The sequence below is a fragment of the Ruegeria sp. AI2 genome (genome assembly GCF_056541275.1).
Genome location: NZ_JBQFYB010000001.1, coordinates 1175221 through 1199045, shown reverse-complemented (window position 1 = coordinate 1199045; position 23825 = coordinate 1175221). Strand labels below are relative to the sequence as shown.

Below are 23825 nucleotides of genomic sequence, written 5' to 3'. Positions count from 1 at the left end.
CCCCACCGGTTACATCGAAAACGACGTGCCGCAGCCACAGGAAGAGGTGGCGTTGGGGTTGTCGATCACAAACCGCGCACCAATAAGCTCCTGAGTGAAATCTATCACCGCGTTTTCAAGAAAGGGCAGAGAGATCGGGTCGACGATGACTTTCTGCCCTTTGCCTTCAAGAATGAGGTCGTCGGTGTTTGGCGTATCCAGAGCAATTTCATATTGAAAACCGGAACATCCACCGCCCTCCACTGCGACACGCAGGGCTTGCCCCTGTTCCGCGGCACCGATTTCGGCAAGGCGGTCAAAGGCGCGTTCGGTGACTGATGGGGGCAGATTCATGCCGGTCTCCAAAGGTTTATTTCCCAAGCGTCCTACAATATATGAAACCAAAAGACAGGCGACAAGGACAAGGCCTTTGGACAGAGCGGGTTTTGCTTCGGACCCAGACCGCGCAAGGGGGCGGCTGGTGCCAGAGGAAGAGAGCAGCTTCCGGTCATGCTTTCAGCGTGATCGCGACCGGATCATTCACGCCAGTGCGTTTCGGCGGCTCAAGCACAAGACGCAAGTCTTTGTCGAGCATGAAGGTGACAGTTATCGAACACGGCTGACCCATTCCATCGAAGTCGCTCAGGTCGCGCGAACAATTTCAGGGGCGTTGGGCCTGAATCCTGAACTCACCGAAGCTGTTGCGCTGGCGCACGACCTGGGTCATACGCCCTTTGGTCATACGGGTGAGGACGCCCTCCACGCGCTGATGGCGCCTTACGGGGGGTTTGATCACAACGCACAGGCCATTCGGATCGTAACCAAGCTGGAGCGGCATTATGCCGGGTTTGACGGATGCAACCTGACTTGGGAGTGTCTGGAGGGTATCGCCAAGCATAACGGTCCGGTTGTTGGCGATCTGCCCTGGGCCCTGGCTGAATGCAACCAGGGCTTTGACCTTGAACTTCATACCCATGCAAGTGCCGAGGCGCAGGTGGCGGCCTTGTCTGATGACATTGCTTACAACAATCACGACCTTCTGGATGGGTTGCGTGCGGGGTTGTTTGAAGATGATGATCTGCGCCATCTTCCGATCGTGGGGGCGTGCTACGCGGATGTGGATGCGAAATACCCCGGTCTTGATCCGTATCGGCGGCGTCATGAAGCACTGCGGCGGGTTTTTGGGGTCATGGTGGCGGACGTCATCACAACGTCGCGCGACTTGATCGCGGCTTCGGGCGCGCAGTCGGTCGAAGAGGTTCGCCATCTTGGGCATCCTGTCATCCAATTCTCGACCGGGACTTGGGCGGATCTGAAACAAATCAGGGCGTTCCTGTTCACCCGGATGTATCGCGCACCCAGCGTCATGAAGGTGCGGGCCGAGGTTGCAACGGTTGTCGAAGACCTGTTCCCGATCTACCTGAACGATCCGAAACAGATGCCGGCACGCTGGCACGAGGATATTGAAGCTGCGGCGGACGAGACTGCTCTGGCCCGGATCGTATCGGATTATATTGCAGGAATGACCGACCGCTTCGCTTTGCAGGATCACGCCCGGCTGACGGGCTGATTGAGCCGCAATGAAACGGGTAATGGTCCATGTTTGCGACCTTTATTGCGGGTTGATTGGCACCTTGCGCAGGCGGGAAGCGATGATCAGAAGCCGTACGACGGACAGTGCGCAGGGTATTTGAAATCTCAGACAGAGGATATCTGGGCAACATTGGCAGACATTGGGCGTAAACCATGTCCAAACAATAGGCGTCCATTGACCTTGCCGTGATGCGTGGTAAACCGCCGGGCAAGCAAAAGGACATCCGAAATGAACCTGTTTTCCGAGATCCGCGGCCTTGTACTGGACGCGCTGGCACAGATGCAGTCCGAAGGCGCGTTGCCCGAGGGGCTGAATTTTGACAACGTGGCGGTCGAACCGCCGCGTGATGCGGCGCATGGCGACATGGCGACCAACGCGGCGATGGTGCTGGCAAAACCGGCCAGGATGAAACCGCGTGACATTGCCGAGGCATTGGCAGGGAAGCTGGTGGCGGATGATCGGATCACCAGCGCCGATGTGGCGGGTCCGGGCTTTCTCAATTTGCGGCTGGCACCGTCGGTCTGGCAAGGCGTGCTGGCGGCTGTGCTGGAGAAGGGCACCGATTATGGCCGCTCGACTATGGGCCATGGGCAAAAGGTCAACGTTGAATATGTTTCGGCCAACCCAACCGGTCCGCTGCACGTGGGTCATACACGGGGCGCGGTTTTCGGGGATGCTCTGGCAAGCCTGCTGGCCTATTCCGGCCATGACGTGACCCGTGAGTATTACATCAACGACGGCGGTGCGCAGGTGGATGTGCTGGCGCGCTCGGCTTACGAACGCTATCGCGAGGCCAATGGTCTGAGCCCCGAGATTGCCGAAGGTCTTTATCCTGGCGACTACCTGATCCCGATCGGTGAGGCGTTGAAAGAGAAATACGGCGACAGCCTGATCGACAAGCCGGAAAGTGACTGGCTGGAAGAGGTGCGTGAGTTCTCGACCGACGCGATGATGGATCTGATCCGCGCTGACCTGAAAGCGCTGGGCGTCGAGATGGATGTGTTCTTCTCGGAAAAATCTCTCTATGGCACCGGTCGGATTGAGGCAGCATTGCAATCGCTGACTGACAAGGGCCTGATCTATGAAGGCGTGCTCGAGCCGCCGAAGGGCAAAAAGCCCGAGGATTGGGAGCCACGCGAACAGACGCTGTTCAAATCGACCGAACATGGCGACGACGTCGACCGCCCTGTCAAGAAATCGGATGGCAGCTGGACTTATTTTGCCCCGGATATTGCTTATCACTATGACAAGGTGACCCGTGGTTTTGACGCACTGATCGACGTGTTTGGCGCCGACCACGGCGGCTATGTCAAACGGATGAAGGCGGCTGTTTCGGCACTGTCCGACGGTAAGGTGCCGCTTGATATCAAACTGACACAGCTGGTGAAGCTGTGGAAGAATGGCGAGCCGTTCAAGATGTCCAAGCGGGCAGGGAACTTTGTCACTCTGCGCGATGTGGTCGATCAGGTGGGCCCGGACGTGACGCGGTTTGTTATGCTGACCCGCAAGAACGACGCGCCGTTGGATTTCGATTTTGACAAAGTGCTGGAACAAAGCCGCGAGAACCCCGTGTTCTACGTTCAGTATGCACATGCCCGTGTCATGAGCGTGCTGCGTCGTGCGGCCGAGGCTGGAATTGCGGCTGATGATGCGACCCTTGCGGGCGCTGACCTGAGCAAGAACGGTCATGTCTCGGAACTGGTTGTTGCGAAGAAGCTGGCAGAATGGCCACGGCTGGTCGAGATTGCGGCCCGAACCAATGAACCGCACAGGGTCGCCTTTTATCTCTATGAACTCGCAGGCGACTTTCACGCGTTGTGGAACAAGGGCAATGACGAGACGCAACTGCGTTTCATCCAGGATGGCGATGTTGCCACAAGCCAGTCAAAAATCGCTTTGGCCCGGGCCGTTTCTGTTGTGATTTCAGCGGGCTTGGGTATTCTTGGCGTTACTCCGGCGCAGGAGATGCGGTAACGAATATCGCCCGAACCGCCGGTACGAGGTAGGCAAGAAGTGACCCGCGGGCCTTATTTTCAGGCGCGAAACGGGCAGTGAGGCGGACATGGCGAGTTACGATTACTCGGGGCATCAAGGCCCCGGGCAGATTCATTACCCGAATCAAGCGCATTCTGACGATGTGTATGGTTTTCCCGAAGACATGCAGGAAGATGACGCGCCGCGTGGCTCGTTTGGTCTGGGCAGGGCGGTCAATTTTCTGGGGGCTGTTGCATCCTTGGCGCTGGTCGCCGGTGTCGGGGTCTGGGGCTATCAACTGATCATGCGCGATGTCAGTGGCGTGCCGGTTGTTCGCGCCGCCGATGGGCCGATGCGTGTACAGCCGGAAAGTCCGGGTGGAACTCCGGCCGATCATCAGGGCTTTGCCGTGAATGCCGTCGCCGCCGAAGGCAGTGCTGCGGCGCCAGCCGACCGGTTGATCCTTGCGCCGCGCCCGGTGTCCTTGACGGACGAAGATCTGCCCGCCGGAGAACTGAAGCCGACCCCTGCGCTGCATGTGGTCGAAGAACCGATCACCACGCAGGAGGCCGCGCGCTTGCGCCAGAACGCAGTAGATGCGCTGGTTGCGGAATTGGCGGGTGCGGCAGCAGAAACGCAGCAAGAGTTCGAAAACGGTGTGCAACTGGCATCGCTGACCACCCCTGATGAAGAACCCGCCATTGACCCGGCAGATTTTGCTGCGGCCTTGCCGGACCCGAGCTTCGCAGAGTTGCCGGGTGTGCGCCGATCGTTGCGCCCTGTGACGCGTCCGGCACGGTCCACCCGCAGTCAGGTCGCGCCCAGTGAGAATTCCGAAGACGCCATTAATGCAGCGGTGAAAGCCGCGGTCGGGGTGGATGTTGATCCGGATACACTGGCCAAGGGAACCCGGCTGGCGCAGCTTGGAGCTTATGACAGCACGCAAGTGGCACAGGCCGAGTGGGACCGTTTGAATGGTCAATTTGGTGATTATTTGTCGGGAAAACAACGGGTTATCCAGAAAACTTCAAGCGGCGGGCGGACCTTCTACCGCCTTCGTGTACTGGGGTTTGAAGATCTGAGCGACTCGCGCCAGTTCTGCGCCGCTCTGGTCGCGCAAGGCGCTGATTGTATCCCGGTGGCCGTGAGGTGAAGTTTGGAGCAGCGATCACAGATGCTGAAGGACTGCGCCTGACGCAGGAGGAAAGAGACCTGTTTCGCCAGATGAACCCGTTTGGGTTCATCCTGTTCTCCCGAAATATTGAAAGCGCCGATCAGGTGCGGGCCTTGTGTGACGATTTCCGAGAGGCCGTTGGGCGCAACTGCCCCATTACCATTGATCAGGAAGGTGGGCGCGTACAGCGTTTGCGCGCACCCTTGGCTCGCGAATGGTTGCCGCCGCTGGATCATGTGACCAGGGCGGGTGATCAAGCGGAACGCGCCATGTACCTCAGGTACCGCCTGATTGCGGATGAGCTGTTTGGTCTGGGTATCGACAGCAACTGTGCCCCCATGGTCGATGTGGCGCGGCCCGAGACCCACGCGTTTCTGAAAAACCGCTGTTATGCCTTTGACCCCGAACAGATTACCAGGATCGGCAGGGCCGTGGCACAGGGTCATCTGGATGGGGGTGTTCTTCCGGTTCTCAAGCACATTCCCGGCCATGGCCGTGCCACTCTGGACAGTCACCATGACCTTCCGCACGTTGATTTGCCGCTGGAAGAGTTGGAATACAGCGATTTCGCGCCGTTCCGCGCCTTGAATGACCTGCCGATGGGGATGACAGCACATCTGGTCTTCGATCAGATCGATCCCCGGCCAGCCACCATTTCTGCGGCCATGATGGGCCTGATCCGAGACAATATCGGCTTTGGCGGGCTGATCATGACCGACGATATTTCGATGAAAGCGCTCAGTGGGGCGTTGACGGACCTCACACGGCAATCTTTGCAGGCGGGCTGTGATGTGGTCCTTCATTGCAATGGCAGCTTTTCTAAACGCGCCGCTGTGATGGAAGTCGCCGGGGAGATGTCGGATGTGGCACAAGCCCGCGCAGAACGGGCGCTGGCGATGCGGAAACCCCCGCGGGAACTTGACATCCAAGCCGCCGAAGCGGAACTATCTGCCCTAATGGGCGGGCAGGTATATGAACGATAATCTTTTTAGCGAAGACCCTGTCTCGGTCGCGGATCGTCTTGCGGCCGAAGCGCTGATCGTTGACGTCGATGGATTCGAAGGCCCGTTGGACGTTCTGCTGACCCTGTCCCGTACGCAAAAAGTGGATTTGCGCAAGATCTCGGTTCTTGCGCTGGCGCAGCAATATCTGGCCTTTGTTGAAAAGGCGCGTGCGCTGCGCATTGAACTGGCCGCCGATTATCTGGTCATGGCGGCGTGGCTGGCCTTTCTCAAGTCCCGTCTACTGCTACCGCCAGACCCGGATGACGACGGGCCATCGGGTGAAGAGCTGGCCGCGCATCTGGCGTTTCAACTTGAACGCCTGCAGGCGATGCGTGACGTCGCTGCACGGTTGATGGCCCGCGACCATCTGGGGCGTGATTTTTTCAAACGCGGGCAGGGCGAGGACGTCACCCGCATTCGCACCGTGACTTATTCTGCCACGCTTCTGGACCTGATGCAGGGTTATGCCCGTATCCGCACCCGTGACGAATTCCGCCCCTTTGTGATGGACCGCGATGCGGTGTTCACGATGGAGCAGGCACTGGAGCGGATGCGCCCGCTGATCGGTTTTGCGGGGACGTGGACCGATATGGAAACCTATCTGCCCGATGGTTGGGATACTGACCCGGTGCGCCGCAGATCAGCAACGGCTGCGACCTTTGCGGCCTCGCTGGAACTGGTGAAAGAAGGACATATGGAGATCAAGCAGAGCGAGACATTCGCGCCGATCCATTTGCGTAAGAGGACCCAGACACGTGACTGACGCCCCAGAAGAAACCGGCACCCTGTTCGAGGCGCCACCGCTGGCGGAACAGGAGCGTATGGTCGAGGCCGTTTTGTTTGCCAGCGCCGATCCGGTGACGATTGCCGACCTTGAGGCGCGGATGCCGCATGGAAGCGACGCCGCGCAAGCCGTTGAACTGCTTCAAAGGCGTTACGAGGGGCGCGGCGTGCGCGTGGTACGCGTGGGGGAGGCCTGGGCGATTCGCACAGCCCCTGATCTGGGTTTTCTGATGCAGAAGGAAACGGTTGAGACCCGTAAACTCAGCCGAGCCGCAATCGAGACATTGGCCATCGTGGCCTATCACCAGCCCTGCACCCGCGCCGAGATTGAGGAAATTCGCGGCGTATCAGTCTCTCGCGGGACGATTGATCAATTGCTAGAGATGGAGTGGATCAGGCTGGGCCGTCGCCGCATGACACCGGGTCGTCCGGTGACATTTGTGGTAACGTCCGAATTTCTGGATCATTTTGGGCTGGAGAACGCCCGCGATCTGCCAGGTCTCAAGGAATTGAGGGCTGCGGGATTGTTGGAAAACCGGCCTCCACCGGGGGCTATCCCACTGGGCGAGGGGCGCGAGGACGAAGTGGACGAGGACCAGTCGGAACTGTTTGAGGAGTAATAACCCGGACAGGTCACTACAGGTCAGGCGCGGAACCTGCGGCAGTAAACGCGGGTTATCCGACACATGCACCGTTGAAAGAAATTCTGAGGATTAGACGGCCGCTTTGAAGTGCTTGGACAGTTTCAGGCCTTGCCCCTGATAGTTCGATGCAATCCCGGCACCATATAGCTGCGTGGGCATCTCAGCCATTTTCTCATAGACAAGACGCCCGACCACCTGTCCGTGTTCCAGCACGAAAGGCGCTTCGTGGCATCGCACCTCAAGCACACCGCGTGACCCGGCACCGCCTGCTGCGGCATGGCCAAAGCCGGGATCGAAGAACCCGGCATAATGCACTCGGAATTCACCAACCATCGCCAGATAAGGTGCCATTTCGGCGGCATACATCGGCGGGATATGGACCGCCTCGCGGCTGACAAGGATATAGAATGCGCCGGGGTCAAGTATGATGCGACCGTCCTTGGTGCGCACTTCCTCCCAATAGTCCTGGGGGTCGTATTCGCCAATTCGGTCCAGATCGATTACCCCGGTATGGGGCTTGGCGCGATAGCCGACCAGATCGGTGTCGGGCAGTTGCAGATCGACCGAAAAGCCAAGACCATCATGAATCACAGCAGGCCCGTCCACCAACGGCGATTCGGCGTGCAGGGCGGTCAATTCGGCGTCAGACAAGACGGCCTGACCCTGACGGAAACGGATCTGGTTTAGACGCATACCGGGTCGGACCAGAACTGAAAACGAACGTGGACAGATCTCGGCGTACAGCGGGCCTTTGTAGCCTGCGGGCACGCGATCGAACTCGGTGCCACCATCGGTGATGGTACGGGTCAGAAGGTCAAGCCGCCCGGTCGAGCTTTTGGCATTGGCGACGGCGGTCATGTCGCGGGGCAGGGCAAGCGATTCCATCAGAGGCACCAGATAGACGCAGCCCTTTTCCAGAACAGCGCCGTCCGAGATGTCGATGCGGTGCATTTCAAACTCGGCCAAGCGATCCGTAACAGTCCGTCCTTCGCCCGCGAGGAACGAGGCGCGCACTCGGTAAGCCACTGTTCCTAAACGCAAATCAAGACTGGCCGGTTGAATTTGCGCTGGCAGAACATCGGGGTTGGCGGCAATCTCTCCGCGCGCGATCATCGCTTCGATTTGCTGGTTCGCGCAAACACCTGTCATCTCGATCCCCTCATGTGCCAGAGCGGGATCTGGCCTTTGTGCCATAAACGTCGGTGTGATTTGGTCGGGCTAGCAGGACTCGAACCTGCGACCTTCCGTCCCCCAGACGGACGCGCTACCAGGCTGCGCCATAGCCCGACGTTGGGCCGTTCATAAAGATTTTCCCGGCAGGGGCAAGAGGAAAACACTGCCTTTTTTCCTAACCCGTCGCCTGTGTTTCAACACGATCCAGCCAACGGCGTAGGTCTTTTGCAATTGGTGCAATCCGGCGCAGAAGTTCGTCGTCAAACTCGGCGCACTTCCACACCAGCGAAGCAATTCCGCTCATCTGGGGCGCTGTGTTCAGGTCAGACTCTGGTTCTTGTTCTGACGCGGCCGCGGGAAGTGCCTCGGCCTGCACACCTTCATTCGCCGGCTGCTCGGCCGGTTCGTCCAGATCCATAGGGATTTGTTCGGTGGCTGCAGCGGGTTTGGGTTCGAACGGCACCACAGTACCTTGAACGGGTTCAATCAGGGCGGGACCCGGTTCGTCCAGAGGCGGAGACAATGCTGCGACATGTGCGACGCCTTGCTCGCGCAGGATGCGCTGCACGCCTTTGATTGTGGTCCCGTCTTCATGAAGCAGTTTCTTGATGCCCCCCAGAAGACGCATGTCATTGGGGCGGTAATACCGACGCCCGCCTGCGCGTTTGACCGGTTTGACCTGAGTGAAGCGGCTTTCCCAGAATCGCAAGACATGGGCCTGGACACCAAGCCAATCCGCTACTTCACTGATCGTGCGAAACGCGTCGCGGGATTTGCTCATATCCGCGTGACCCTGGGGTTACTTGCGATTCCCGACGGCGACGCGATCTTTCATAAGATGCGACGGGCGAAAGGTCAGTACACGGCGGGGCTGTATCGGAACCTCTTCGCCGGTTTTGGGGTTGCGGCCGACTCGCGCGGTCTTGTCGCGAACACTGAACGTACCGAAGGACGAGATTTTCACCTGCTCACCACGCACCAGAGCGTCGGACATGTGGTTCAGAACGCTTTCGACCAGCTGCGCACTTTCGTTGCGCGAAAGCCCAACTTCGCGAAAGACGGCCTCGCTCAGATCCATTCGAGTCAGTGTATTGTCGCCCATGTCATTTCCCCTGTTGCTGTCAAAGCATACGGGTACGGCAAATTCGCTGTCAATATCAATGAATTGCAAGAAGCTGTGTAAGCTGGATTGCGCCGGTTACCAGCGCAGAACCACCGCGCCCCAGGCCAGACCGCCGCCAATCGCTTCGGTCACGATCAGGTCACCGGGTTTGATCTGCCCGCGTTGTTTACCAACCGACAATGCCAATGGGATGGATGCAGCCGAGGTGTTGCCGTGATCCTGAACGGTCACAACTACGTTTTCCATTGGCAGGCCCATCTTTTTGGCCGTGCCCTGAATGATGCGAATATTTGCCTGATGAGGAACAATCCAGTCTACGTCAGCGCTGCTCAGCCCCGCGCGGTCCAGGGCTGTCTCAGCGGTTTTGGTAAGCTTTTCAACGGCATGTCGGAAGACCTGATTGCCCTGCATACGCAGATGCCCTGTGGATTGGGTCGAAACCCCCCCATCGACATAAAGAAGGTCCTTGTAGCGCCCGTCCGAGTTCAGATCGGTTGCAAGTATGCCGCGATCCGCAGCGGTGCCTTCGCCGTCCTGCGCTTCGAGTACCAATGCGCCGGCACCATCCCCGAACAGAACACAGGTCGAGCGGTCGGTCCAGTCCATAATCCGGGAAAAGGTTTCGGCACCAATGACCAGCACGCGTTTGGCCTGACCTGACAGAATCAAAGCATTTGCGTTGCTGAGGGCGAAAACGAATCCTGCGCAGACAGCCTGTACGTCGAAGGCAAACCCTTTGGTCATGCCCAGCCGGGCCTGAACCATGGTCGCGGCAGAAGGAAAGGTCAGGTCTGCGGTCGAGGTCGCCAGGACGATCGCGTCGATATCATCCGCTGTCAGGCCCGCATCGGCCAGCGCAGCCTCGGCAGCCTTGGTGGCCAGGTCTGACGTCGTTTCGTCATCGGCAGCAAAGTGGCGGCGTTCGATCCCCGACCGGGTTCTGATCCACTCATCCGTCGTGTCCAGCGTTTTCTCGAACTCGGAATTGGGAACAATACGTTCCGGCAAATAATGCCCGACACCTACTACAACTGAACGGCCTGCCATTTTTGGGGTACTGCCTTTTTTGTTATTTATCGGTCTGCGGCGCTGCTTGCGCGGCATCTTGTTCAAGCTGGGCTGTGGATGCAACCCGCGCCGCTAATTTTTCGGCGAAACCGGACTGTGCCAGAGTAAAGGCCAGTTTGATCGCCGCCGACACTCCGGTCGCATCTGCCCCGCCGTGGGATTTAATAACGGTCCCGTTCAGACCCAGAAACACGCCACCGTTCACACGGCGCGGATCGATGCGCTTTTTCAGGCGCTGTAGTGACGTGATGGCCAGAATCGAAGCCAATCGGGACAACGGAGAGTATTTGAACGCCTCACGCAGAAGTTCTCCGATCAGGCTGGCGGTGCCTTCACCCGTTTTGATCGCAACATTGCCTGTAAACCCATCAGTAACAATGACATCTGCCTTGTCACCGGGAATATCACTGCCTTCGACAAAGCCAACAAATTCGAAATTCGCCTGTTCCGCGAAATCCGAGATCAAGGCGTGCGCTTCTTTCAGTTCCGCGCGGCCCTTATGCTCCTCGGTGCCAACGTTCAGCAGCCCGATCCGGGGGCGGTTCAGGGCCATGCCGTTGCGCGCATAAGACGCGCCCATCAGGGCGAATTGCAGCAAATCCTTGGCGTCGGCGCGTACATCGGCGCCCACATCCAGCATTACATTGAACCCTTGCGGGTTGCGCGAAGGCCACAGGATCGCGATTGCGGGGCGGTTCACACCCGGCAATTTGCGCAGACGCATCATCGACAGGGCCATCAGGGCACCGGTGTTCCCGCAGGACACCGCGCCATGAGCTTCGCCCTGACGAACCGCTTCCAGCGCGGACCACATTGAGGTCTGCTTGCCGTTGCGCACAACCTGGCTGGGCTTGTCCTCCATCGTGACAACGTCGGGGCAATCACGAAAAACGACGCGCCCTTCAAGGACACGTCGTTTGGCAACCAGCTTGCGCAATACCTGTTCGGGCCCGTGCAGCAGGAACCCGATATTCGGGTTCTTGCCAGCCGACTTTGCCAGACCTGCAACGACGACAGCGGGGCCTGCGTCCCCTCCCATTGCGTCAACCGAGATGGTGATCCGTCCGGCGTGCGTGGGCTGATCGTTCATGCCTTGGCCTGTGCTCGATCAGGCTTAGGCTGCGTCTTCGTCCAGATCGATTTCGTCGGCCTGTGCGACGACTTCGCGATCGTCATAGTGGCCGCAAGATGCACAAACGTGGTGCGGGCGTTTCAGCTCGCCGCAGTTCGGGCATTCGTTCGGGTTTGCAGCAACCAGAGCGTCGTGTGCGCGGCGGTTGTTGCGACGCGACTTGGAAACTTTGTTCTGTTGGACGGCCATGGTCTCAACCTTTGTCTGACTGGGGGCCGCAGATTCGCTGCCGACCCGGGTTTCGTAGTTCGTTTATCGTGGTTTGACGCGCATTTAGGCGACGAGCCCCGCAATGTCCAACCCAAAATCCGATGAGCGCGCGAAAATACTGCGATTCTCGGCATGTTCAAGCGATTTTTCTGACCGCCTGCTATGACAGGAAATCCGGCACCTGTCACTCGTCTTTTTTTAGCACATCGCGCAATCCTGCCAATCCCGCAAAGGGTTTGGCATCGTCATCCGTCATCGCCTGTTTGCCCGGTTCTGTGTAGGCAGCCTGACCCAGTTCCGCGCCGTCTTTCCGTGGATATTGTGGCAAAGCCAGAGACAGGGCCTCGATCATGACAAGGGCCGGATCAATTTCCGGTCCCAAAGGTTCAGAATCGTCATCTTCCGGGATTTCGAACTCTGGATCATCAGGGTCGGCCCAATCCGCAAGAAATGTCCGGTGCACTGGAATGTCGATCCTTGTCGTCACCGGTTCCAGCGTCACCACGCAAGGTTGGATGACAGTTGCGCCGAGTTTGCCATTTAGAACCCAGTCCCGTTTGCCTTGTGCCTGCACTTCGCCCGAAAAGCTGAGCTTGCGCAGCCCCAGCAGCCCAAGGTCTTGCCTGATTTGCTCAAGCACGGTGGTTGCAGGGCGCAGATCGAACCGTGTCGGGGCGTTCTGCGGCAGGTCAGACACCCGAAATGATGTCGCGTTGCTCATTCGTGAGCCTTTCTATGTGTTGAACCGTGGCAGCGGTTTATGTAATCGGATAGAAGCCGAAGAAGGCCAAGGCAAGAGGGTGCAGATGTTGAAGGTAGTGAACCGGTTGAAACCAGCTGCGAAATCGCTTGTGTTTGTTGCCTGTCTGGCTGCGACCGGAGCTTGTACGGCTGTCTTCAAGAATCACGGCTATGTGCCACCGGCCGAGGAACTGGCGGAAATCAAAGTGGGCGTAGACACGCGGGACAGCGTGCAAGAGGCCATCGGCGCGCCGGGCGCATCCGGCGTGGTTCGGGATTCGGGCTATTACTATGTCCGCTCTCGCGTGCGCCACTACGGTCCGAAACGGCCCGAGGTGGTATCCCGCGAACTGGTTGCCATCAGTTTTGATCAGCGCGGTGTTGTCAGAAACATCGAACGCTTTGGTCTTGAAGACGGGAATGTGATTGCTCTGGAGCGCCGCGTTACCGATTCCAACGTTCAGGACAAAGGCTTCCTGCGTCAGCTGCTGGGCAATATCGGCAACTTCAATCCGGCCAACATTCCGGGCGCCAACTAATTTGCGCCAAAACCTTGCGGTGGTCACAGGGCAGTCACATGTCTTGTGCTAACGGTGTCGTACCGACGCCTGAGGGTCGGCAACCGTGGAGGACGCGACCGTGGCAACGGCAGTTTTGTTAAGCAAGGGGCGCTATCGCGCCAGACTGGCGCAGTCGCCCGAGGATATCAGAACTGCTCAGGCATTGCGGACCTTGGCTTTTTGCACTGAGCAACCGGACTGCGACGAATTTGACGCGCGCTGCAGCCATATCCTGATCGAGGATATGCGCTCGGCAGACCGGCTGGTCTGCTGCTTTCGGATGCTGACCATGGATAGTGGCGGCGAGATCGGACAAAGTTATTCAGCACAGTTCTATGACCTGACCACGCTCGAAGGCTTCGAAGGCAGGATGGTTGAAATGGGACGATTCTGCATCCATCCCGATCACAGCGACCCCGACATCCTGCGTGTAGCCTGGGGGGCAATGACGGCCTACGTTGACCGGAACAACGTCGAGATGCTGTTTGGATGTTCCTCTTTTGCCGGAACCGAAACTGAGCAGTATCTGGATGCGTTTGCGATGCTTAAACACCGCCATCTGGGCCCGAAACGTTGGTTGCCGCGTGTGAAGGCTCCGGATGTTTTTCGATTTGCCGCGCGTCTGCGGCGCAGACCGGATGTGAAAAAGGCAATGCTGCGGATGCCACCCTTGTTGCGGACCTATCTGATGATGGGCGGTTGGGTCAGCGATCATGCGGTGGTGGATCGCCACATGAACACGCTGCACGTTTTCACAGGGGTGGAAATCGGTGCGATCCCCCCGGCACGCAAACGTCTGTTGCGGGCGGTGGCCGGGTAGATTGAGTATTTTTGAAAAGGTGAAGACGGGGCGTTGACGCAATGTGTCAGCCGGTTTAGCTGGCGGACATGGCGAGAATTCCTTTGTTGCAGATGTCCGGCATTTCCCTGACTTTCGGGGGTGACCCGGTGTTTTCCGAACTGGATCTGGTGGTTCAACCCGGTGATCGTGTTGCGCTGGTGGGGCGAAACGGGTCCGGAAAATCCACGCTGATGAAAGTGATGGCCGGTCTGGTCGAGGCTGATCGGGGCGAGATTGTCGTGCCGCCCGGAAAATCCGTTGGCTATATGGAGCAAGATCCGACAATGGAAGGCTTTGCCACGTTGGGGGATTACGCCTCCAGCGGGTTGGAGCCAGGAGAACTTTACAAGGTTGAACGGGCCGGTGAAGGGTTGAAGTTCGATCCTTCACGGGCGGTTGAGACGGCTTCGGGCGGAGAGAGGCGGCGGGCTGCGCTGGCCAAGCTGATGGCAGAAGCTCCGGATCTGATGTTGCTGGACGAGCCGACCAACCATCTGGATATCGAAGCCATCGCGTGGCTGGAACGCGAACTTGGCGCGACCCGAGCGGCCTTTGTGCTGATCTCGCATGACCGGGCCTTTCTAAGGGCGCTGACCCGGGCAACACTTTGGATCGACCGGGGGGCTGTTCGGCGACAGGAACAGGGCTTTGAAGCCTTTGAGGCCTGGCGGGACAAGGTCTGGGAGGAAGAGGACCAGCAACGCCACAAGCTGAACCGCCTGATTAAGTCCGAAGCGAAATGGGCGGTTGAGGGCATTAGCGCCCGACGCAAACGTAACCAAGGCAGGGTGCGGGCCTTGCAAGCGTTGCGGGCAGAAAAGGCGGCGCAGATCAAACGTCAGGGTTCGGCTGCAATGGTACTGGAGGCCGGGCCAAAATCAGGCCGTAAAGTGATTGAGGCCAGGGCGCTGGCCAAAGGGTTCGGCGACAAGCAGATCGTTCGGAACTTTGATCTGCTGGTACAGCGCGGCGACCGGGTGGCCTTTGTCGGGCCGAACGGTGTTGGCAAAACAACGTTGCTGAAGATGCTGCTGGGGCAGGTGGAGTCGGACGAGGGCTCGGTTTCCTTGGGGACGAACCTTGAAATCGCGGTGTTCGATCAGACCCGTGCCCAACTGGACCCCGAGATGAGCCTGTGGGACAGTCTGACCGGCGATCCGGAAATGCGGGTGTCGGGCAAGGCCGATCAGGTAATGGTGGGCGGGCAGCCCAAACATGTTGTAGGGTATCTCAAGGAATTTCTGTTTGACGAACGGCAGGCCCGAGCAGCCGTCAAATCCCTGTCCGGTGGGGAAAAAGCCCGGTTGTTACTGGCCAAACTGATGGCGAAACCCTCGAACCTTCTGGTGCTGGACGAACCGACCAACGATCTGGATGTCGAGACGCTGGACCTGCTGCAAGAGCTTTTGGATGATTATGACGGCACCGTTCTGCTGGTGAGCCATGACCGGGATTTTCTGGACCGCGTGGCGACAACCACCATCGCTATGGAGGGGAATGGACGGGCGGCAGTCTATGCTGGCGGCTGGTCGGATTACATTGCGCAGCGCGGTATCGTAATCGAAAAAAGCGTTGAAAAAGCAAGAGCTTCAAAGCCAAAGATCAAGCGGGAAGAAAAGCCGAAATCCGGCCTATCCTTCTCGGAAAAGCACCGGCTGGAGAAACTGCCTGCCGAGATCGCGCGCCTAGAGGCCGAGATTGCCAAGCTGGAAGAGCTGATGTCCGACCCCGGGCTGTTCACGCGTGAGCCGGTGAAGTTCCAAAAAGCGACCGAGGCGCTGGTTGAGCGGCAGGAGAAACTCTCGGCCGCTGAAGAGGAATGGCTGACGCTCGAAGAGAAGGCTGAAAGCGCTTAGCGCGCCAGACGTTTTGCCGGATTACCTGCCACGGTTTCTCTGGCGGGGACGTCTTTGGTGACGACGCTGCCTGCGCCGATTGTGGCGTAGTCGCCTATGGTAATGCCGGGCAACAGGATCGCTCCGCCGCCAATCCAAACCTGCCTGCCGATGGTGACGGGCAGGCCTATTTCCAACCCTTGTGCCCGATCAGCCGGGTCTTTGGCATGATGGGCGCAGTAAATCTGAACATTGGGGCCAAACATCGTGTCGTCGCCGACCCGAACGGGGGCCGTGTCCAGAACCACGCATCCGGCATTGAAGAAAACCCGGCTGCCCAGATGGATGTTCATTCCATACGCGCAGTGAAAAGGGGCTTCGAGAAAACAGTCCTCGCCGACATGGCCCAGCAGCGCGTGTAGTTCCGGGGCCATCGCGCCGCGTGTGTCGGGCGGACAGGTGTTGTGAGCGTGAACAGCCCGTCGTGCCCGCGCGCGCAGATCGTCCAACTCAGGATCGAGACAGCAGTACCACTGCCCGGACTGCATTTTCTGGCGCTCCGACATAGAGCTGTCTTACCGCATCCGCAGAGCGCCGTCGATGCGGATGACCTCGCCGTTCAGGTAGCCCATTTCAACGATGAAACCGGCCAGCCGCCCGTATTCCTTAGGGTCGCCCAGGCGGGCCGGGTTCGGGACGTCGGCGGCCAGTTGTTTCTGCACGTCTTCAGGAAGGCCCGCCAGCATCGGGGTCATAAAGATACCCGGCGCAATGGTCATGACGCGAATCCCGGTCGAGGCCAGATCGCGGGCCATTGGCAGGGTCATACCAACCACACCGCCTTTCGATGCAGCGTATGCCGCCTGTCCCTTTTGGCCGTCGAATGCGGCAATAGATGCAGTGTTGATGATCACACCGCGCCCACCGTCCGGTTCGGGTTCATTCTTTGCCATCTCGGCAGCGGCCAGCCTTGAGACGTTGAATGTGCCGACAAGATTGATGTCGATCGTGCGCTGGAACGCGTCCAGCGGGTGGGGCCCATCCTTGCCAACCGTCTTGATTCCATAAGCGATACCCGCGCAGTTCACAGTCGCGGTGATCTTGCCCATCTTGTCCATGCCGTGGCGCACGGCAGCTGCGACCGAGGTTTCGTCGGTTACATCCGTCAGCGCAAAATATCCGCCGATTTCGGAGGCGACTTGAGCGCCACGGTCCGCGTCACGGTCCAGAATAGTGACTTGCGCGCCCTGCGCGGCAAAGTGACGGGCGGTGGCTTCGCCCAGACCGGATGCGCCGCCGGTGACAAGAGCGGCTGTGGTGGACAAGTGCATCGGAACTCCTCCCTAGGATATGAACAACTGTTCAATAACTGCTTTGCAGGGGCGGTGTCCACATCTTTGAGCCTGAACGCCTAAAGGGGCGGGGCGGACTGACCGCCGCCGGGTCAATACGCATCTTTAAGGCATCTTAATCCGCGCTTCACGAAAACGCTCCTGTTCGTGAACGAAGTAATCATAGCCATTGCGTGTTTTTTCGTCAGGAGGTTCCGATATGGTAAATGGTAAGAAACAAACACTGGGCGCTGTTCTGGCTGCACCTGTCTTTGGGATTGTGGTTGCCGGCAGTGCTGTTGCAGCGCCGGAAACGTGTAACTGGAAAACGGCTCGAAATCTTGCGAATGCAGGCGACTATGCCGGTCTTTGCGATTGTGTTCAGGTGACCCCGAGCTTTCTGGACAGACTTCAGAAGCGACCGGATTTTGAGACAACGCTGCGCGTTACCGGGGCGCAATGCCCGGGCCTGGCCGCTTTGCTGACAGATGTGCCAACGGCAAGCCTGTCCGGTCTGGCAGAGAATCGGGGTGAAAGTCGCGGTTCAGAACCCGGCGGGGCGGGATTTGCGAACGCGGCCAGTCCTGACGGCCCCGGTGGTGGCGGAGAACCTGACAACGGCGGCCAAGAACCCGGTGGTGGCGGTGGACAGCCCGGCGGTGGCGGTGGAGAACCCGGCGGCGGTGGTGGAGAGCCCGGCGGTGGCGGCGGAGAACCTGGCGGCGGTGGAGAGCCCGGCGGCGGCGGTGGAGAGCCCGGCGGTGGGGGTGGAGAACCCGGCGGTGGCGGTGGAGAACCCGGCGGTGGCAAAGGCAATAACGGCGGCGGAAAGGGCCATAACGGCGGCGGCAAAGGTGGCGATAAGGGTAACAATGGCGGCGGCAACGGCGGCGAGGGCAGCAGTCCGGGTCGCGGAAACAACGCCAACGACGACGAGGGCGAAAGCGACCGGCCCGGTCGCGGAAAGGGACGTCAGTAGCCTTGCCTATTCCAAAATAGATACGGCCACCCAATCGGGTGGCCGTTTCCTGCTTTGCAATCAAAGGTGAAAGGGGCGTCAGCCCAGTTGCACCAATGCGTGGCGTTTCTTGCCTGCACTCAGCTTGATCGGGGATGACAATGCGCCCGCGTCGATCATCAAACCTGCATCCGTCAGCGGAGCGTCGTCCAGTTTGGCCCCGTTTTCAGCAATCAGGCGCTTGGCCTCTTTGCCGGATTTGGCGAGGCCTGATTTGACAATGATCTGCACGATGGACATGCCGTCGCCCAGCTCGTCCGCGCTGAGGGTCAGGGTGGGCAGATCGTCTCCAACGCCACCTTTTTCGAACACTTCACGGGCCGTGGCTTCGGCCGTTGCCGCAGCTTGCGCCCCGTGGAGAAGGGCTGTCACCTCATTGGCGAGGCGGATTTTGGCCTCATTGACCTCGGACCCGGCAAGCGCGCCAAGACGGTCACATTCATCCACCGGCAATTCGGTATAGAGCTTCAGGAACCGCCCGACATCCGCATCGGTGGTGTTGCGCCAGAACTGCCAGAATTCATAGGGCGAGCGCATCTCGGCGTTCAGCCAGACCGCGCCATCCTGCGATTTGCCCATCTTCTTGCCGTCGCTGGTGGTCAACAAGGGAGAGGTCAGGCCGTAGATTTCGTGATCCAGCACCCGGCGTGTCAGGTCGATACCGTTGACAATGTTGCCCCACTGGTCGCTGCCGCCCATTTGCAGAACACAGCCATAGCGGCGGTTCAGCTCCAGAAAGTCATAGGCTTGCAGGATCATGTAGTTGAACTCGAGAAACGACAGCGACTGTTCGCGATCCAGCCGGGATTTCACCGATTCAAAGCTGAGCATCCGGTTGACCGAAAAATGCCGCCCGATGTCGCGCAGGAAATCGAGGTAATTCAGATCATCCAGCCATTCGGCATTGTTCAACATCAGTGCCTTGTTTTCGGCGTCAGTGTCGTAATCGATATAGGCCGCGAACACCTTTTTGATGCCCGCGATGTTTTCGTCGATCTGTTCGGGACCCAGCAGGGGGCGTTCATCCGCGCGGAACGAGGGGTCGCCCACCTTGGTGGTGCCGCCGCCCATAAGGGTGATCGGCTGATGACCGGTCTTCTGGAACCAGCGCAGCATCATGATCTGGATCAGGCTGCCCACATGCAACGACTTGGCCGTTGCATCAAAGCCGATATAGGCCGGCTTGCACCCACTGATCAGCGCGTCGTCAAGGCCCTGATAATCGGTGCAGTCGGCGAGGAAGCCGCGCTCGATCATCGTGGCGATGAAATCCGATTTGGGGTGGTAGGTCATATCGTGCCCTCGGGGTTTGTGTTGCGGGGCACTGTATAGGCGGCGCTGCGGATGAGGAAAAGCCACCTTTTCACTCTAAAAGCGCGTGCCGTGATATGCGCGCGCACCTTGATGGCCGGGGTGTTGATCCTGAAGCGCGACGTCGGAAAAAAACCGACGCGCCCAATCAGAAGGCTTGCCAAGGCGGCATAACAAAAGCACCTTGACCAAGCTGCAACCCAGAGGTGAAGTCCGGAAACCCCGGGCACGGCGGAAACATTGCCAGATCAGGAGGCAGGCGTGGGCCAAGCCATCAAGAAACACGGAATGGTTCGGGCATTGGGCGCGATGTCCGGTACGTCGCTGGACGGGGTGGACGCTGCGGTGGTGGAAACCGACGGGCACTCCATCGCTGGATTCGGGAAAAGCGGTTATCGCGCCTATACCGAAGCCGAACGCGAAATTCTGCGGGCGGCTTTGGGGCAATGGCACGGCCCGCAAGTCGATGCGGCAGCTGAGATGGTGACCTTTGCCCATGCCGAGGCGCTGTCCGAGTTCGAAGACGTGGATCTGATCGGCTTTCACGGCCAGACGCTGGCGCATGAACCGCGCGGGCGCGGGACATTGCAGGTGGGCGATGGTCTTGGTCTGGCGCAGGCTTTGGGGCGCCCGGTGGTTTGGGACTTCCGAAGCGATGACGTGGCGATGGGGGGCGAGGGTGCTCCGCTGGCGCCGTTTTTTCACTTTGCTTGCGCCAAGTGGTTTGGTGCGGACCGCCCGTTGTGCTTTCTGAACCTGGGCGGTGTTGGTAATCTGACCTATGTGGACCCAAGCTTTGATGGTCCCGAGGCGCCGGGGGCGCTGCTTGCCTTTGATACGGGGCCGGCGAATGCACCGGTCGATGACCTGATGCAGGCCCGGCTGGGGCAGCCGATGGACCGGGATGGTGCGGTTGCGCGCAATGGCACCGTCGAAATGGGTGCGCTGGAGCTGTTCCTGGCTGAGCCTTTCTTCGCACGCATGCCGCCCAAGTCGCTGGACCGGAATGATTTCTCTGAGATGATCGACCTGGTGAAAGAACTGGGTGACGCTGACGCGGTGGCGACCCTGACCGGGATGTGCGCAGCGGGGGTGGTGCAGGGGATGGAACACTGTCCGCAACCGCCGTCTTGCGTGCTGGTTACAGGCGGTGGACGGCGCAATCCGGTGTTGATGGAGATGCTGCGCGTATCTCTCGACTGCCCTGTCGAACCGGTCGAGGCCGTGGGGCTGGACGGCGACATGCTCGAGGCGCAGGCTTTTGCCTATCTAGCCGTGCGCGTGGCGCGGGGATTGCCAACCTCGTGCCCCGGAACAACCGGGGTGAAAGCGCTGGTAGGCGGCGGCATGGTCAGTTCAGTGAGCGTTCAACCGGTGGGTTGAGGCTACATCCAGGTACTGGCTAACGCGTTATCGACACACAGGCTTGCCACTGCGTCGGGCTGTGTCGAAGTGAAAATGCCCTTTGTGATACCGGTCAGCGTCAGGACCAAGAACAGTCCCGAACAGGCCACAGGCTCCGCTGTGCAACTCTCGTAACACGGCGCTTTGATCGGTATCGCTCCACCCGTCCTGAATGGTGATCTGCGTTCCGTCCTGCAACACGAAGGTCGAGATATCGATGGCCCGACCCCGCGCATGTTCGGAAATGCGCGCATAGGGCTGGCTGTTCTGCGTCTTGCAGGCATAGTGGCCAACAACGCGCATCCCCTTGAGCCCACCACCCAGATCAGCGAAGACGGGTTTGGCGACGTTTTCGATCCACGTTTTCAGCGTGACAGCTGTCTGACAGTCCATCAGCGAAAACTGGCTGAGCGCAACGTCCGAAATTCTGTAAATCCGGACCGGGTTGGCGATGCCGCAACCCTGCGCTTTTCCAGCCAAAGACGCGCGGGTTTCGCCCAGAATGGTCCAGTCGCCACAGACCGCGCCGCGGTCGCGCATACGCTGACGACCCACTTCAAACCGGCGGAACTTGCAAGGGCGCAGCGCAGGGCGTTTCGAGATCAGCACCGCAGGTTCAACAGTCGCAGCAGGTTCGATGTGTTCGGTTGAGTCTTCCTCCTCCAAATCGGGTAGTGCCAATTCGGATGAATGGGGGGATTCTGCACAGGCGGTCTCGGCGCTCGCAAGACAGGTGCTTGCGAACAGAAGCAGAAGGACCAGAAAGATGTGTTTCACAATCACCCGATGCTCCGATACCTGCGGTTGCGTTTACAGAATGATAAATGCGTAACTTTCTGTAAACTCACCTTTTCAGAGCATCCCCAGATCAACCTATCCCCGAGGGATATCAAACCCAGGTTCTGCCAGTTGGAACCCATCGAATTGAAATCCGGGAGACACTGTACAACTGACCAGCGTGTAATCACCGGTGCTGCGCGCGGCCTGCCAATGGCCGGTGGGAACAATCAGTTGCGGTGCGCCCCGAGACAAATCGGGTGACAGCACATGGTCAACCGCCGGGCCCTTGTCTGTTGCGCTCAAGGACAGGATTAATGGCGCGCCCGCGTGGTAGAGCCAGATCTCGGTCGCGTCGACCCGGTGCCAGTGGCTGCTTTCCCCCGCCTGCAGCAAGAAGTAGATACAGGTGCCGGTCGGGCGGCCCTTGTTCTCGGCGCGCCAGGTTTCCGCGTACCAGCCGCCCTCGGGGTGAGGTTGCAGGTTCAGGCGGTCGATGATCTCTTGTGCGGTCATGTGGCCCTCGTGTGTTTGACGCGATTATGCACGGCAAGGTGTGATCCGCTATGGTATTCGTGCGCACGGGGAATATGTTTGCCGCATGACACTGACCATTCCATTCGATAACTCATATGCCCGCCTGCCGGACGCGTTTTTTGCGCGACAGAATCCGGCGCCTGTACGCGCGCCCAAGTTGATCGCGTTCAATGATGATCTGGCACGGCTGTTGCAGGTCCATCCGGGCGACGTGCAAGAGATGGCGGAAGCCTTTGCAGGTAATCGCATCCCCGATGGTGCGGACCCCATCGCGCAGCTTTATTCCGGGCATCAGTTTGGCCAGTACAACCCTCAGCTTGGGGACGGGCGCGCGGTGCTGTTGGGCGAAACTGTCGGAACGGATGGTGTGCGGCGGGATGTTCAGCTGAAAGGCTCGGGCCCGACGCCGTTTTCGCGTCGGGGCGACGGCAGGGCGTGGCTGGGTCCGGTTCTGCGCGAATACGTGGTGTCCGAGGCGATGCACGCGCTGGGCATCCCCACAACACGCGCGCTGGCGGCGGTAGAGACCGGTGAAACCGTGTTCCGGGAGGGTCCGATGCCCGGTGGGGTGCTAACCCGGGTTGCAACCAGCCATTTGCGGGTGGGTACCTTTCAGGTCTTTGCTGCTCGGGGGCAGTTGGACAATCTGCGGTGCCTGACAGACTACGCCATCGCGCGCCACTTTCCCGGGGCCGAAGGGCCAATGGGCCTGTTGCGGGCCGTTCGGGATGCGCAGGCTCGGCTGATCGCGCAGTGGATGAGCGTGGGCTTTATCCATGGGGTCATGAACACCGACAATTGCTCGATCGCGGGTGAGACCATCGATTATGGCCCCTGTGCCTTCATGGACGTTTATCACCCCAATACGGTCTACAGCTCGATAGATCGGATGGGCCGTTATGCCTATGCCAACCAGCCAGATATTGCAGTGTGGAATCTGGCGCAGCTGGCAACCTCACTGATCCAGCAGATGGACAACAAGGACGCGGCTGTTGAGGAGGCGACTGAGATCGTGCATGCCATGCCGGACCTGCTGCAACTGAACTGGTTGACCCGGTTCCGGGCAAAGGTCGGACTGACGACCGCTGAAGAAGGCGATCAGGCGCTGATCACCGATCTGCTAAAACGCATGGCCGAGGGGCAGGCTGATTTCACCAACACCTTCCGTGCGCTGGGCAAAGATACCACGCGCGATCAGTATATCGACCCGCAGGCCTTTGACAGCTGGGCAGAGGGCTGGCGTGCTCGCTTGGCACGTGAGGCGTCACCGCATGACGTGATGACCGCGGCGAACCCGGTCTTTATTCCGCGCAATCACCGGGTCGAGCAGTTGATCCAATCAGCGGTGGCGGGGGATTACCAGCCGTTCCATCGGCTGAACGCCGTCCTCGCGCGGCCTTACGACGATCAGGCAGATGCGGAGGATCTGAAACGGCCCCCGACCGATAACGAGGTCGTGCACGCCACGTTCTGCGGTACGTGACGGTCAAACATCTCTGGTAGTCGCTCGGTGCGGTATGGTTTCGCTGGGAGGGGCGAATTGTTTTGTCCGGTCTAAATCGGTGTTGGATGCGCTGAAACTGCGGCACTTCCGTCCTGCCGCTCCCGGATG

General features: G+C 59.3%; 25 protein-coding genes and 1 tRNA gene. 12 read left to right on the top strand and 14 right to left on the bottom strand.

All coding sequences use genetic code 11. The features are described 5' to 3' along the window. Window positions 1-9: 9 nt before the first annotated feature. A complete protein-coding gene (locus ACR0LL_RS06030) occupies window positions 10-333 on the bottom strand; it encodes a HesB/IscA family protein (protein WP_480584730.1) in 324 nt (107 codons plus the stop codon). 76 nt (window positions 334-409) lie between these two features. On the opposite strand from ACR0LL_RS06030, the gene ACR0LL_RS06025 reads away from it, so the two are divergent. The 6 genes from ACR0LL_RS06025 to scpB all read left to right on the top strand — a co-directional run bounded on the left by ACR0LL_RS06025 (window position 410) and on the right by scpB (window position 7128). Continuing rightward, window positions 410-1549, top strand: a complete 1140-nt coding sequence (locus ACR0LL_RS06025) for a deoxyguanosinetriphosphate triphosphohydrolase (RefSeq protein WP_480584727.1) — start codon at window positions 410-412, stop codon at window positions 1547-1549. Between the two features lie 252 nt (window positions 1550-1801). Then, window positions 1802-3547, top strand: a complete 1746-nt coding sequence (gene argS, locus ACR0LL_RS06020; RefSeq protein ID WP_480584724.1) for an arginine--tRNA ligase — start codon at window positions 1802-1804, stop codon at window positions 3545-3547. An 88-nt stretch (window positions 3548-3635) separates the two neighbouring features. After that, window positions 3636-4700, top strand: coding sequence for an SPOR domain-containing protein (locus ACR0LL_RS06015; protein WP_480584721.1), 1065 nt, complete (start codon window positions 3636-3638; stop codon window positions 4698-4700). Beyond that, window positions 4697-5704 (top strand): beta-N-acetylhexosaminidase, encoded by a 1008-nt coding sequence (nagZ, locus tag ACR0LL_RS06010; RefSeq protein ID WP_480584718.1) that lies wholly within the window; start codon window positions 4697-4699, stop codon window positions 5702-5704. Before ACR0LL_RS06015 ends, nagZ begins: the two co-directional genes overlap by 4 nt. Next, window positions 5694-6488 (top strand): segregation and condensation protein A, encoded by a 795-nt coding sequence (locus ACR0LL_RS06005; protein WP_480584715.1) that lies wholly within the window; start codon window positions 5694-5696, stop codon window positions 6486-6488. The genes nagZ and ACR0LL_RS06005 overlap by 11 nt, the downstream gene beginning before the upstream one ends. Continuing rightward, window positions 6481-7128 carry an SMC-Scp complex subunit ScpB gene (scpB, locus tag ACR0LL_RS06000; RefSeq protein ID WP_267363960.1) on the top strand — a complete coding sequence of 216 codons (648 nt, stop codon included), beginning with the start codon at window positions 6481-6483 and terminating at the stop codon, window positions 7126-7128. The genes ACR0LL_RS06005 and scpB overlap by 8 nt, the downstream gene beginning before the upstream one ends. Before the next feature lie 93 nt (window positions 7129-7221). Here the strand turns inward: scpB and ACR0LL_RS05995 are convergent, their stop codons facing one another. The 8 genes from ACR0LL_RS05995 to ACR0LL_RS05960 form a co-directional block, all read right to left on the bottom strand. Then, window positions 7222-8301 carry a 2'-deoxycytidine 5'-triphosphate deaminase gene (locus tag ACR0LL_RS05995; protein WP_267363959.1) on the bottom strand — a complete coding sequence of 360 codons (1080 nt, stop codon included), beginning with the start codon at window positions 8299-8301 and terminating at the stop codon, window positions 7222-7224. Between the two features lie 61 nt (window positions 8302-8362). Continuing rightward, a tRNA-Pro gene (locus tag ACR0LL_RS05990) sits at window positions 8363-8439 on the bottom strand. Window positions 8440-8500: 61 nt separating this feature from the next. Then, complete coding sequence (locus ACR0LL_RS05985; RefSeq protein ID WP_480584712.1) at window positions 8501-9106, bottom strand: MerR family transcriptional regulator; 606 nt, start codon at window positions 9104-9106, stop codon at window positions 8501-8503. Window positions 9107-9124: 18 nt separating this feature from the next. After that, on the bottom strand, window positions 9125-9427 hold the full coding sequence (gene ihfA, locus ACR0LL_RS05980) for an integration host factor subunit alpha (RefSeq protein WP_209503673.1): 303 nt from the start codon (window positions 9425-9427) through the stop codon (window positions 9125-9127). 96 nt (window positions 9428-9523) lie between these two features. Beyond that, a complete protein-coding gene (locus tag ACR0LL_RS05975) occupies window positions 9524-10495 on the bottom strand; it encodes a beta-ketoacyl-ACP synthase III (protein ID WP_480584709.1) in 972 nt (323 codons plus the stop codon). Window positions 10496-10517: 22 nt separating this feature from the next. Then, entirely contained in the window at window positions 10518-11606 is a 1089-nt protein-coding gene (gene plsX, locus ACR0LL_RS05970) for a phosphate acyltransferase PlsX (RefSeq protein ID WP_480584706.1), read from the bottom strand. 24 nt (window positions 11607-11630) lie between these two features. Next, window positions 11631-11837 (bottom strand): 50S ribosomal protein L32, encoded by a 207-nt coding sequence (gene rpmF, locus ACR0LL_RS05965; RefSeq protein ID WP_008756996.1) that lies wholly within the window; start codon window positions 11835-11837, stop codon window positions 11631-11633. 205 nt (window positions 11838-12042) lie between these two features. Further along, on the bottom strand, window positions 12043-12579 hold the full coding sequence (locus ACR0LL_RS05960; RefSeq protein WP_480584703.1) for a YceD family protein: 537 nt from the start codon (window positions 12577-12579) through the stop codon (window positions 12043-12045). Between the two features lie 85 nt (window positions 12580-12664). Here ACR0LL_RS05960 and ACR0LL_RS05955 point away from each other — a divergent pair, with 85 nt between their 5' ends. The 3 genes from ACR0LL_RS05955 to ACR0LL_RS05945 all read left to right on the top strand — a co-directional run bounded on the left by ACR0LL_RS05955 (window position 12665) and on the right by ACR0LL_RS05945 (window position 15856). Next, window positions 12665-13138 carry an outer membrane protein assembly factor BamE gene (locus ACR0LL_RS05955; RefSeq protein WP_480545467.1) on the top strand — a complete coding sequence of 158 codons (474 nt, stop codon included), beginning with the start codon at window positions 12665-12667 and terminating at the stop codon, window positions 13136-13138. Window positions 13139-13223: 85 nt separating this feature from the next. Next, window positions 13224-13979, top strand: a complete 756-nt coding sequence (locus ACR0LL_RS05950) for a GNAT family N-acetyltransferase (protein ID WP_480584700.1) — start codon at window positions 13224-13226, stop codon at window positions 13977-13979. A 68-nt stretch (window positions 13980-14047) separates the two neighbouring features. Next, entirely contained in the window at window positions 14048-15856 is a 1809-nt protein-coding gene (locus ACR0LL_RS05945; RefSeq protein WP_480584697.1) for an ABC-F family ATP-binding cassette domain-containing protein, read from the top strand. Here the strand turns inward: ACR0LL_RS05945 and ACR0LL_RS05940 are convergent. Next, window positions 15853-16383 carry a sugar O-acetyltransferase gene (locus ACR0LL_RS05940; RefSeq protein ID WP_480584695.1) on the bottom strand — a complete coding sequence of 177 codons (531 nt, stop codon included), beginning with the start codon at window positions 16381-16383 and terminating at the stop codon, window positions 15853-15855. The two genes, ACR0LL_RS05945 and ACR0LL_RS05940, sit on opposite strands and share 4 nt — an antisense overlap. A 27-nt stretch (window positions 16384-16410) precedes the next feature. Further along, the gene (locus tag ACR0LL_RS05935; RefSeq protein ID WP_480545475.1) at window positions 16411-17166 is read right to left on the bottom strand and encodes a 3-hydroxyacyl-CoA dehydrogenase; all 756 of its coding nucleotides are present in this window, start codon (window positions 17164-17166) and stop codon (window positions 16411-16413) included. Between the two features lie 220 nt (window positions 17167-17386). Here ACR0LL_RS05935 and ACR0LL_RS05930 point away from each other — a divergent pair, with 220 nt between their 5' ends. After that, window positions 17387-18145 carry a hypothetical protein gene (locus tag ACR0LL_RS05930; RefSeq protein ID WP_480584692.1) on the top strand — a complete coding sequence of 253 codons (759 nt, stop codon included), beginning with the start codon at window positions 17387-17389 and terminating at the stop codon, window positions 18143-18145. 78 nt (window positions 18146-18223) lie between these two features. Here ACR0LL_RS05930 and tyrS read toward each other — a convergent pair whose 3' ends face one another. After that, window positions 18224-19477: a tyrosine--tRNA ligase gene (gene tyrS, locus ACR0LL_RS05925; RefSeq protein WP_480493026.1), complete on the bottom strand. Its 1254-nt coding sequence runs from the start codon at window positions 19475-19477 to the stop codon at window positions 18224-18226. 279 nt (window positions 19478-19756) lie between these two features. On the opposite strand from tyrS, the gene ACR0LL_RS05920 reads away from it, so the two are divergent. Then, window positions 19757-20878 (top strand): anhydro-N-acetylmuramic acid kinase, encoded by a 1122-nt coding sequence (locus ACR0LL_RS05920; RefSeq protein ID WP_480584689.1) that lies wholly within the window; start codon window positions 19757-19759, stop codon window positions 20876-20878. Between the two features lie 27 nt (window positions 20879-20905). Here ACR0LL_RS05920 and ACR0LL_RS05915 read toward each other — a convergent pair whose 3' ends face one another. Beyond that, complete coding sequence (locus ACR0LL_RS05915; RefSeq protein ID WP_480584686.1) at window positions 20906-21682, bottom strand: extensin-like domain-containing protein; 777 nt, start codon at window positions 21680-21682, stop codon at window positions 20906-20908. A gap of 90 nt (window positions 21683-21772) precedes the next feature. Then, a complete protein-coding gene (locus ACR0LL_RS05910) occupies window positions 21773-22192 on the bottom strand; it encodes a cupin domain-containing protein (RefSeq protein ID WP_480485391.1) in 420 nt (139 codons plus the stop codon). Between the two features lie 85 nt (window positions 22193-22277). Here ACR0LL_RS05910 and ACR0LL_RS05905 point away from each other — a divergent pair, with 85 nt between their 5' ends. Continuing rightward, window positions 22278-23696, top strand: a complete 1419-nt coding sequence (locus tag ACR0LL_RS05905) for a protein adenylyltransferase SelO (RefSeq protein ID WP_480584683.1) — start codon at window positions 22278-22280, stop codon at window positions 23694-23696. Window positions 23697-23825: the final 129 nt, after the last annotated feature.